General features: G+C 75.6%; 1 protein-coding gene (cut by a window edge). It reads right to left on the bottom strand.

Annotated elements, in window-relative coordinates:
• A protein-coding gene (locus ACLJQM_RS37490) for an SDR family NAD(P)-dependent oxidoreductase (protein WP_410635056.1) crosses the window boundary here: on the bottom strand, positions 1-12,203 show its start. It extends 15,274 nt beyond the left edge of the window; the window shows 12,203 of its 27,477 coding nt (coding positions 1-12,203); its start codon is at positions 12,201-12,203; its stop codon lies beyond the left edge, outside the window.

The raw sequence follows: 12,203 nt of genomic DNA, 5'->3' as shown, positions 1-12,203 counted from the left end.
TCGGAGAAGGCGCGGGCGGGGTCGATCGCGGCGGCGTGGGCGTGGCCGAGGGCGAGCGCGACGTGCGTGGCGACCAGCCCGGCGAGGGCTTCGGCGCGCTCGGCCGGGGGCAGCGGCGCGAGGGTGCGGGTCAGGTCGCCGGCCTGCGCGGACCCGGCGGCGGCGCGACGGCGACCCGGCCGGACCAGGCCGCGCAGGACGTGCGGGATCTCCGGCTGCCGCCGGATCGCGGCGAGGTCGAGCGGGAGCGGGAGGAGCGCGGGCTCGCCGGCGCCGCGGGCGGCGTCGAACAGAGCGAGCCCGGCTTCCACGGCAAGCGGCGGCATCCCGGCTTCGGCGAGCCGTCGCAGGTCCACTTCGGACAGGGTCGACGTCATGCCGCTGCCGGATTCCCACGGCCCCCAGCCGAGGGACACGGTGTGCGGGCGGTGGCGGGCGAGCGCGTCGAGGAAAGCGTTTGCGGCGGCGTAGTTCGCTTGCCCGGCACCGCCGTACGTGCCGACGACCGAGGAGAAGAAGACCAGTTCGGTGCCGGGCGCGGTCAGTTCGTGGAGGTGCCAGGCGGCGTCGGCCTTGGCGCGCAGGACGTTCTCGAAGCGCTCCGGGGTGAGGGCGGCGAGGGTGCCGTCGTCGAGGACGCCGGCGGCGTGGACGACGGTGGTGATCTCGCGGCCGTCGAGGAGCCGCGCGAGGGCGTCGCGGTCGCCGACGTCGCAGGCGGCCACCTCGACGCGGTCGCCGAGCTCGGCGAGGAGGGCGGGGTCGGCGACGCCGGAGCGGCTGACGAGCAGCAGGTCACGGCCGCGGGCGGCCAGGTGGCGGGCGACGGCGCTGCCCAGCCCGCCGGTGCCGCCGGTGATGAGGACGGTGCCGTCGCGCTCGGCGGGTTCGGCGGGCGGTGCGGTGACGCGGGCGAGGCGGGCGGCGTGGAGACGGCCGCCCTCGATCTTCAGGACGGGCTCGTCGCCGGCTTCGGCCGGGTCGAGGGAGCCGTCGGTTTCGACGAGCACGAACCGGCCCGGGTGCTCGGCTTGGGCGGCGCGCACGAGACCACCGGCGGCGGCCGCGACCGGGTCGGCGGCGGGGATGACGACGAGCAGGGTGCGGTCGTGGGTGACGGCCTCCTGAAGCTGGGTCAGGACGCGGGTGGTGACTTCGCGCAGGGATCGCGGGACGTCGGTGAGGTCGCCGGTGACGGTGAGGATGTCGGCCCGGGCCGGCTGGGGTGTGACGGGGATCCAGTCGAGGCGCAGGAGCGGCTGCGGGGCTTTGGTGGTGCCGGGACGGCGCAGGACGAGGCGGTCGACGTCGACGACGGGGGTGCCGGCGGGGTCGGTGGCGGTGACGCGGAGGCCGCCGTCGGCCGGGGTCAGCCGGACGCGGAGGGCCGCGGCGCCGGTGGCGTGGAGGGTGATGCCGTGCCAGGAGAACGGGACGCTGCCGGCGAGGCCGGGGTCGAGGAGGGAGACGAGCCGGAGGGTCGCGTCGAAGAGGGCGGGGTGGAGGCCGTACGCGGTGGCGTCGGCGCGTTGCGGCTCGGCGAGGGCGACTTCGGCGAAGATCTCGTGGTCGCGGCGCCAGGCGGTGGTGGGGTTGGGGAAAGCGGGACCGTAGCCGAGGCCGTCCGCGGCGAGGCGGCCGGTGAGGCCGGTGAGGTCGAGGGGTTCGGCATCGGCGGGGGGCCAGACGTCCGTCGCGGCGCCGTCGACGAGCGCGGTCTCCGGGACCAGGCGGCCGGTCGCGTGCCGGATCCACGGCTCGTCCGTGCTTTCCGGGCGCGACGACACCGTGAACTCGCGGGCACCTTCGCCGTCCGCGGCGCTCACCCGGACCTGCAGCCGGTGGTCCGCGGTCAAGGCGAGGGGCGACTCGATCGTCAGCTCCTCGACGCCCAGGTCCGGAGCCGCCGCCAACGCCAGCTCCACGAACGCCGTGCCGGGCAGGACCGGGGTGCCGTGGACCGTGTGGTCGGCCAGCCACGGCTGGGTCGCCGTCGTCAGGAGGCCGGTCAGGACCGTGCCGCCGTCGGTCAGGTCCAACGAAGTTCCCAGCAGCGGGTGGCCCGGGGCGGACGGCCAGAAACGCTGGTGCCGGAACGGGTACGTCGGCAGTTCGACCAGCCGCGCGCCGGAACCGGCGAACCACGCGGTCCAGTCCACAGTGGACCCCGACACGTGCAGGCGACCCAGGGCCTCGAGGAGCGCGACCGGCTCGGAACGGTCGCGGCGCAGGACCGGCGTCACCACCGCGGCCGGGTCGTCGACCAGGCCGGACAGCACCGCGTCCGGGCCGATCTCGACGTACGTCGTCACGCCCGCTGCACCCAGCGAGCCGAGCGCGTCGGCGAACCGGACCGTCGAGCGCACGTGGCCGACCCAGTACTCCGGGGACGTGACGTCGCCGGCCGCGATCAGCGGGATCTCCGGCGGCGCGAAGGAAAGCTGCTCCACGACCGCGCGGAAGTCGGCCAGCATCGGGTCCATCAGGTGCGAGTGGAACGCGTGCGAGACCGCCAGCCGCTTGGACTTGCCGAAGCGGGACGCCACTTCGAGGACCGCGGCCTCGGTGCCGGAGACCACCACGGACCGCGGGCCGTTCACCGCCGCCAGATCGACGCCGTCGACCAGCGCCGCGCGGACGTCCACTTCGGACGCTTCGATCGCCACCATCGCCCCGCCGCGCGGCAGGGCCTGCATCAGGTTTCCGCGCGCGGAAACCAGGGTGCACGCGTCGGCGAGGGACAGCACGCCGGCCACGTGCGCGGCCGCGATCTCCCCCACCGAGTGCCCGGCGACGAAGTCCGGGCGGACGCCCCATGACGCCAGCAGCCGGGCCAGTGCCACTTCGATCGCGAACAACGCCGGTTGCGCGACGCCCGTTTCGGCCAGCGCTTCGGCGTCGGTACCCCACACCACCGAACGCACCGCGGGATCGAACGCCGCCAGCACTTCGTCGAAGGCGTCCGCGAACACCGGGTACTCCGCGGCCAGTTCGCGGCCCATGCCGATCCGCTGGGCGCCCTGTCCGGTGAACAGGAACGCCCGCGGTCCCGGCGCCGCGACCCCGCGAGCGACCTCGCGCACGCCGTCGGCACCGGCCACCAGCGCGGCGCGGTGCGCGAACCGGGCCCGGGCGGTCGCCAGGGTGAATCCGGTGTCGAGCGCGGAGAAATCGCCTGAGGTGACGCGCGTGATCTGCTCGGTCAGCGCCTCCTCGGACCGCGCCGAGAACACCCACGGCACCACCGGACGCCCGGCGGCCGGCTCAGCGACGACGACCGGGGCCTCGAGGACGACGTGGGCATTGGTCCCGCTGATCCCGAACGACGAGACACCGGCCCGCCGCGGCCGGTCGAGCGCCGGCCACTCGCGCGCGTCGGCGAGCAGCTCGACGGACCCGGCCGACCAGTCCACGTGGGACGACGGCGTACCCGCCCACAACGACTTCGGCACGACGCCGTGGCGCATGGCGAGGATCACCTTGATGATCCCGGCGACCCCGGCGGCGGCCTGGGTGTGCCCGATGTTCGACTTCACCGACCCCAGCAGCAACGGCGTCTCACGGTCCTGCCCGTACGTCGCCAGCAGCGCCTGCGCCTCGATCGGATCGCCCAGCGTCGTCCCGGTACCGTGCGCCTCGACCACGTCGACGTCCGAAGTGGACAGACCGGCGGTGGCGAGCGCGGCGCGGATCACCCGTTGCTGCGACGGGCCGTTCGGCGCCGTCAGGCCGTTCGAAGCCCCGTCCTGGTTGACCGCGGAACCGCGCAGCACCGCCAAAATGCGATGTCCGTTGCGGACCGCGTCGGACTGCCGTTCCAGCACGAGCAGGCCGACGCCCTCGGACCACCCGGTGCCGTCGGCATCGTCCGAAAAGGACTTGCAACGGCCATCGCCCGCGAGACCGCCTTGGCGCGCGAAATCGAGGAACGTCGCGGGGGTCGACATCACCGTGACCCCGCCGGCCAGCGCCAGCGAGCACTCCCCCGAGTTCAGCGCCTGTGCCGCCCAGTGCACGGCGACCAGCGACGACGAACACGCCGTGTCGATCGTGACCGCGGGGCCTTCCAGGCCGAGCGCGTAGGCGACCCGGCCGGACGCGACGCTGCCCGCGGTGCCGTTGACGTCGAAGCCGCGCGTCTCCGGATCCCGCGCGATGGCCGCGTAGTCGTGGTACATGACCCCGGCGAACACGCCGGTGTCCGAGCCCTTCAGCGACGTCGGGTCGATGCCCGCCCGCTCGAACGCCTCCCACGAGACTTCCAGCAGCAGCCGCTGCTGCGGGTCGGCGCTGAGCGCGTCGCGCGGTGAGATGCCGAAGAAGTCCGCGTCGAACCCGGTGGCCTCGTGCAGGAAGCCGCCCGCGCGGGTGAAGCCGGCGTCCGGCACGTGCCAGCCGCGGTCGGCCGGGAACGGGGTGATGCCGTCGCGGCCCTCGGTCAGCAGCTCCCAGAAGTCCTCCGGCGACGCCACCCCGCCCGGGTAGCGGCAGGCCATGCCGACGACGACGATCGGGTCGTCGCCGCGCGGCGCGGCGGCCCGCGTCGGGCGCAGCGAAGGGCCGTCTTCGAGGAACGCGGTGACGGCGTCCGGGGTCGGGTGGTCGAACACGAGCGTCGCGGGCAGCCGGCGCCCGGTCGCTTCGGCGAGGCGGTTGCGCAGTTCCACCGACGTCAGGGAGTCCAGGCCCAGCTCGCGGAAGGTCAGCGACGAGTCCACCGACGCCGCGGACGCGTGCCCGAGGACGTTCGCCACCGTCGCCACGACCAGCGCGCCGAAGTCGGTCGCCGCCGCGGCCGCACGGCGCGGGCGCGGCGGGGCCAGGCGGTGGAACACCGGCGGCACGACGTCGAGCGCGCGCACGGCGGCGCGGTCGACGTGCGCCGCGACGACCGCGGGTTCGGCCCCGGCGAGCGCCGCGTCGAACCAGGCCAGGCCTTCCTCTACGGTGTGCGCCGGCAGCCCGGCGCGGGCCATCCGCCGCACGGCCGCTTCGGACAGCGTGCCCGTCATCCCGCTTTCGCGCGCCCACGGACCCCACGCGATCGCACGGGCGGGCAGCCCGGCCGCGGCACGGGTGCGGACGAGGTCGTCGAGGGCCGCGTTCGCCGCGGTGTAGGCGCCTTGGCCGCCGTTGCCGAGCACGCCGAACACCGACGTGAACACGACGAACGCGGACAGCTCCGGTGCCAGCTCGTGCAGGTGCCAGGCCGCGTCGACCTTCGGGGCGAGGACGCGGGCGAGCCGGGCGGGGGTCAAGGCGTCGAGCACGCCGTCGTCCAGCACCCCGGCCGCGTGCACCACGCCGGTGACGTCGTGCGCGGCGAGCAGGGCGGCGACGGCGTCGCGGTCGGAGACGTCGCAGGCGGCCAGCTCGACCGAAGCGCCGAGCGCGGTCAGCTCCCCGGCCAGCTCGCGGGCACCGGGGGCGTCGGCACCCCGGCGGCCGGCGAGGACCAGCCGCGTGACGCCGTGGGTCGTCACCAGGTGCCGGGCGACGTGCCCGCCGAGGCCCCCGGTGCCGCCGGTGATCAGGACGGCGCCGTCGCCCCAGTGGGCCGGGCCGGGCTCGGCGGCGGTCACCGGCGCGAGGCGCGGCACCTCGACCCGGCCGTCGCGGACGCGGACCTCGGTCTCGCCGGACGTCGGGAGCGCGACCAGCTCCGCCGCCGTGGGCACGCCGGACAGCAGGAAGAACCGGCCCGGCCGTTCGGCCTGCGCCGAGCGGACGAGCCCCTCGACCGCCGCGGCGACCGGGCCGCCGCGGGTGACGAACACCAGCCGCTTGTCGTCCTCGAGGTGCCCGCGCAGGTGGCTCAGCACCGTCGACGTCGCCAGGCGGACGCCCGCCGGGACGGGCACGCCCACCGGCTCCGGGACGGGGACGAGCAGCACGTCGGCCGACGACGGCACGGCGTGCCGCCCGGCCAGCAGCGCACCGAAGCCGTCTTCGTCGGCGCCGACGACGGCCCAGGTCAGCTCGGCCGGGGCGCCGAGGTCCTTGGGCGTCCACTCGACGTGCAGCAGCGGTGGCGCGGCCGGGGCCGCGTCGGCCGGCGGCCGCAGCACGAGGGAGCCGACGGTGGCGACCGGCGCGCCTTCGGGATCGGTCACGGACAGCGTCACGGTGTCCGGGCCGAGCCGGCGGATCCGCAGCCGCAGGGCGGACGCGCCGACCGCGTGCAGGCCGACGCCGGAGAAGACGAACGGCAGCCGGGCGCGCGGGCGCGGGTCGAGCCCGAGGAACGGCACCAGGTGCAGGGCGGCGTCGAACAGCGCCGGGTGCAGCAGGTAGCCCGCCGGATCGCCCGCCTCCTGGGGCAGCACGAGGTCCGCGCACAGGTCGTCGCCTTCGTGCCAGGCCGCGCGCACCCCGCGGAACGCCGGCCCGTAGGCGAGCCCGGCCGCGGCCAGCGTCGGGTACAGCTCGTCGACGTCGAGCGCTTCGCCGCGCTCGGCGGCCGGGAGCACCGGCGCCGCGACGGCCGGGACCAGGCGGCCGGTCGCGTGCTCGGTCCACGGGCCGCCGGCGGCGCGGGAGTGCACGGTGACCGGGCGGCCGCCGTCGTCGGCGCCGACGCGGACCTGCACGGTCACGCCGTCGGCCGGCAGGGGCAGCGGCGCGGTCAGCGTCAGCTCGGCGAGCGCGCCGCACCCGAGTTCGGCACCCGCGCGCAACGCGAGTTCGACGAACCCGGTGCCGGGGAACAGGATCCGGCCTTCGACGACGTGATCGGCGGGCCACGGCAGCGCGTCCGGCGAAACGTGCCCGGTGAGCACGACGCCGTCCTCGCCGGGCAGTTCGACGGCCGCGCCGAGCAGCGGGTGGTCCGAGCGCTCGAACGGGCGGGCCGCGGGCCGCGCGGTGACCCAGAAGCGTTCGTGCTGGAAGGCGTAGGTGGGCAGGGCGACGCGGCGGGCGCCGGTGCCGGCGTAGAACGCCGTCCAGTCGAGGTCGGCGCCGAGGACGTGCAGGCGGCCGAGCGCGGTCGCGAAAGCGGTTTCTTCCGGGCGGTCCGAGCGCAGCAGCGGCACCGGGGACGCGTCCGGCAGCGTGCGCGCGACCAGTCCGGACAGGGTGCTGTCCGGGCCGATCTCGACGAACGTCCCGATGCCGTCGTCCCGCAACGACTCCAGCGCGTCGGCGAAGCGCACGGTCGCGACGACCTGGGCGACCCAGTAGCCGGGATCGGTCAGTTCGCCGGGTCCGGCCGGGCGCCCGGTGACCGTCGAGACGACCGGCAGCGCGGGCTCGTGGAACGTCAGCCCTTCGGCCACGCGCCGGAAGTCGTCGAGCATCGGCGTCATCAGCGGCGAGTGGAACGCGTGCGACACCGAGAGCCGCCGGGCTTCCTCGAACGACGCCGCGAGCCGCAGCAGCGCGTCCTCCTCGCCGGAGACCACGAGCGACTCGGGCGCGTTGACGGCGGCGATCGCGACGCCGCCGGTGAGCAGCGGCCGGACCTCGTCTTCGGTGGCCTGCAACGCGATCATCGCGCCGCCTTCGGGCAGCGCCTCCATCAGGCGGCCGCGCGCGACGACGAGCGCGCACGCGTCCGGCAGGTCCAGCACGCCGGCGACGTGCGCCGCGGCCAGCTCGCCGATCGAGTGCCCGGCGACCCGGTCGGCGCGCACGCCGAGCGACTCGGCGAGCCGGAACAGCGCGACTTCGAGGGCGAACAGCGCGGGCTGGGCGACGCCGGTGCGGTCGAGCACCGCCGGGTCACCGGTGGCGATCGCCGCCGCCACCTCGGCCGGGAAGTGCGCGCGAACGTCGTCGTACGCGGCGGCGAAGACGGGGAACCGCGCGGCCAGTTCGCGGCCCATGCCGGGCCGTTGGGTGCCCTGCCCGGCGAACACCGCGGCCACGGCCGGTTCGACCGCGGGCGCGGTGCCGCTCGCGATCTCGGCCCCGCCCAGCAGCACGGCGCGGCGGTCGAACGAAGAACGGGTGGTGAGCAGGGAATGGCCGACGTCGACCGGGTCGGCGTCGAGCGTCCGGATGCGGTCCACGGCCGCCCGCAGCGCCGCTTCGGACTGCGCCGAGACCACCCACGGAACGGCGGTGGCGGTGACTTCGCGAGCGGGTTCGGCGGCGGTTTCCGCCGGGGCCTGCTCCAGGATCAGGTGCGCGTTCGTGCCGCTGATGCCGAACGACGACACGGCCGCGCGACGCGGACGGCCGGCCTCGGGCCACTCGCGGGCCGCGGTGACCAGGTCGATCGCGCCCGCCGTCCAGTCCACGTGGGACGATGGCGTTTCGGCGTGCAGCGTCCGCGGCACGACGCCGTGCCGCATCGCGGCGACCATCTTGATGACGCCGGCGATCCCGGCCGCGGCCTGGGTGTGCCCGATGTTCGACTTCACCGATCCCAGCAGCAGCGGCGTTTCCCGGTCCTGGCCGTACACGGCGAGCGCGGCGCGCGCTTCGATGGGGTCGCCGAGCCGGGTGCCGGTGCCGTGCGCTTCGAGCACGTCGACGTCGGCGGGCGCGAGGCCCGCGTCGCCGAGCGCCTCGCGGATCACGCGCTGCTGGGCCGGGCCGCTGGGCGCGGTGAGGCCGTTGGACGCGCCGTCGGAGTTGACCGCGGAGCCGCGCACGATCGCGAGAACGTCGTGGCCGAGTTCGCGGGCGCGCGAAAGCCGTTCGACGACGACCATGCCGACGCCCTCGGCCCAGCCGGTGCCGTCCGCGCCGTCGCCGAAAGCCTTGCAGCGGCCGTCTTCCGACAGGCCGCCCTGCTTGGCGAACTCGACGAAGATGCCCGGCTCGGCCATCACGGTGACCCCGCCGGCGATGGCCAGCGACGTCTCCCCCGAGCGCACCGAGCGGACGGCCAGGTGCAGCGCGACCAGCGACGACGAGCACGCCGTGTCCACGGTGACGGCGGGGCCGCCGGTGCCGAGCACGTAGGCGACCCGGCCGGAGACCAGGCTCGGCGAGGTGCCGGTGAGCACGTACCCCTCGGCTTCGCCGGTGCCTTCGGCCAGTCGCGGGCCGTAGTCCTGCGCGGTGGCGCCGACGAACACGCCGGTCCGGGTGCCGCGCAGCGACGACGGCGCGATACCGGCGCTTTCCAAGGTCTCCCAGACGACTTCGAGCACCAGCCGCTGCTGGGGTTCCATCGCCTGGGCTTCCCGCGGCGAGATGCCGAACAGGCCGGCGTCGAACCCGGCGACGTCGGCGAGGAACCCGCCCGGCCGCCCGGTGCCGAGCACCGACGCGGGCCAGCCGCGGTCGGCGGGCATCGCGGTGATGGCGTCCACTTCGGACTCGACGAGCCGCCAGAGTTGTTCGGGGGAACCGGCTCCGCCCGGGTACCGGCAGCCGAGGCCGACGATGACGACGGGATCGGCGTCACCGGAGGAGACGAGCTCGGGTGCGCTCACCGGCGCGGTACCGGCGAGGTGCTCGGCGAGCGCGCGGGCGGTGGGGTGGTCGAACAGCTCCGTCGTGGCCAGCGTGCGGCCGGTGGCGGCGCCGAGGCGGACCGCCAGGTCGACGTTCATCGCCGAGTCGAAACCCAGCTCGCGGAACGACGTCCCCGGGTCGACTTCGGCGCCGAGCACGGCGGCGGCTTCGGCGCGGACGAGCTTCAGCAGGTCGCGGTCGACGGCCGGGGTCGTGACGGGGTCCGGCCGGGGGGCGTCGAACCAGTGGCGTTCGCGGTCGAAGGCGTAGGTCGGCAGGTCGAGCGCGCGGCCGCCGTCGGTGAGCTTCGTCCAGTCGACGTCGATGCCGTGGACGTGCAGCTCGGCCAGCGCCGCGACGGCGCCGAAGTCCTCCGGGCGGCGGGAGCGGGACGACCGCACGGTCACCGCGTCGCCCTCGACGCAGCCCCGCACCAGCGAGGTGAGCGTGCCGTCCGGTCCCAGCTCGAGGAACGCCGTGATCCCCTGGCGGGACAACGTGGTGACGGCGTCGGCGAAGCGGACGGTGTCGCGCACCTGGCGGACCCAGTGCTCGGGGGTGCACAGCTGCGCGCGGCGGATCTCGCGGCCGGTCACCGTCGAGACCACCGGCAGCCGCGGCGGGCGCAGGTCGAGCTGCTCGACGACCCGGCGGTACTCGGCCAGCATCGGGTCCATCAGCGGCGAGTGGAAGGCGTGCGAGACGTCGAGGCGGCTGACCTTGCGGCCGTCGGCCTCGAGCCGGGCGGCCAGCGCCAGCACCGGCTCCTCGGGCCCGGCGAGCACGACAGCGGCGGGCCCGTTGACCGCGGCGAGCACGACGTCGTCGCCCAGCAACGGCTCGACCTCGGCGGCGGCGGCGCGGACCGACACCATCGCGCCGCCCGGCGGCAGGGAGCCCATCAGCCGGCCGCGGGCGGTGACCAGCACGCAGGCGTCGTCGAGGGACAGCACGCCGGCGACGTGGGCGGCGGCGATCTCGCCGACCGAGTGCCCGGCGACGTACGCCGGCTCGACGCCCCAGGAGGTGAACAGCTGGTACAGCGCGACTTCGTAGGCGAAGAGCGCGGGCTGGGTGTGCCCGGTCTCGGCGAGCACGGCGGCGTCGGCCGACCCCGGCTCGGCGAACAGCACGTCCCGCAGCGGGCGTTCGGTGTCGCAGCGCGCGCAGATCTCGTCGAGCGCTTCGGCGAAGACGGGGAACCGTTCGTACAGCTCGCGGCCCATCCCGGGGCGTTGAGAACCCTGGCCGGGGAACAGGATCGCGAGGCGGTGCTCCCCCGCCGTCCCGGTGACGACGTCGGCCGACGGTTCGCCGGCGGCGAGCGCGGGCAGGGCGGCGGGGTCGAGCACGACGGCCCGGTGCGGGAACGCGCTGCGGGTGGTGGCCAGGGAATGCGCGACGTCGAGCGGGTCGGCGTCGCGTCCGGCGAGGGCGCCGGCCTGGCCGCGGAGGGCGCCCGGGGTGCGGGCCGACAGCACCCAGGGGGCTTCGTTCGGGGTGCGCGGGGGCGGCTCCGGCGCCGGGGGCGCGGCGGAGAGGACGAGGTGGCAGTTGGTGCCGCCCATGCCGAACGAGGAAACGCCGGCGTAGGCGGCTTCGGGCCAGGGAACCGCTTCGAGGGCGACGCGCAGGCGCCAGTCGTCGAACCGGATGGCCGGGTTCGGGTGCTCGTGGTTGCGGCTGGGCGGGACTTCGCCGTGGGACAGCGAAAGCGCGACCTTGAGGAGGCCCGCGATGCCCGCGGCGCCTTCGAGGTGGCCGATGTTGGTCTTGACCGAGCCGACCCACAGCGGGTCTTCGCCGCGGCCGGGCGCGAAGACGGCACCGAGCGCGGCGGCTTCGAGCGGATCGCCGACGCGGGTGCCGGTGCCGTGCAGTTCGACGTACCGGACGGCGTCGGCGGAGACGTCCGCGCGGCGCAACGCGGCCCGGATGACCGCTTCCTGGGCCTCGGCGCTGGGTGTGGTGAGGGTTTCGCTGAAGCCGTCGTTGTTGACCGCGCCGCCTTCGATGACGCAGTGGATGCGATCGCCGTCGGCCAGTGCGGCGGCGAGGGGCTTGAGGACGACGAAGCCGCCGCCTTCGCCGCGGACGTAGCCGTTGGCGCGTGCGTCGAAGGTGTAGCAGCGCCCGTCGGGCGAGAGCCCGCCGAACCGGTCGGCGGCGATCGTGCTCTCCGGGGCCAGGTTCAGCTGCACGCCGCCGGCGAGTGCCAGCTCGGCTTCGCCGCTGCGCAGGGCTTCGCAGGCGAGGTGCACGGCGACCAGCGACGACGACTGCCCGGTGTCCACCGACAGGCTCGGCCCGCGCAGGCCGAAGGCGTAGGAGATGCGGTTGGCGACGACCGCGCGGCTCTGCCCGGTGAGCGTGTGGTGCCCGATCGCGTCCGCGCCGCGCTGCTTCAGCAGGGTGGCGTAGTCGTCCGCGCCGGCGCCGACGAAGACGCCGGTCGAGGAACCTTCGAGGGTCTTCGGGACGATCCGCGCGTCTTCGAGGGCCTCCCAGCCGAGTTCGAGGGCGAGGCGCTGCTGCGGATCCATGGTCGCGGCCTCGCGGGCCGGGATGCCGAAGAACGCGGCGTCGAAGGTGTCCACTTCGGACAGGAACCCCCCGCGCCGGGTTCCGGGCGGGACGTCGGCGCGGCGGTTCGGCGGGACGTCGCTGGTGCCGTCGGCACCGTCGCGCAGCAGGGTCCAGAAGGCACCGGGCGCGGGCGCCGCGGGCAGCCGGCAGGCCAGGCCGACGATCGCGACGGCACCTTCGCGGACAACGTGCTCGGCTCGATCCAC

Origin of the sequence: Amycolatopsis sp. cmx-4-83 (assembly GCF_046548815.1) — a bacterium.
GTDB lineage: Bacteria > Actinomycetota > Actinomycetes > Mycobacteriales > Pseudonocardiaceae > Amycolatopsis > Amycolatopsis pretoriensis_A.
This window is presented reverse-complemented; position numbering and strand designations above follow the sequence as displayed.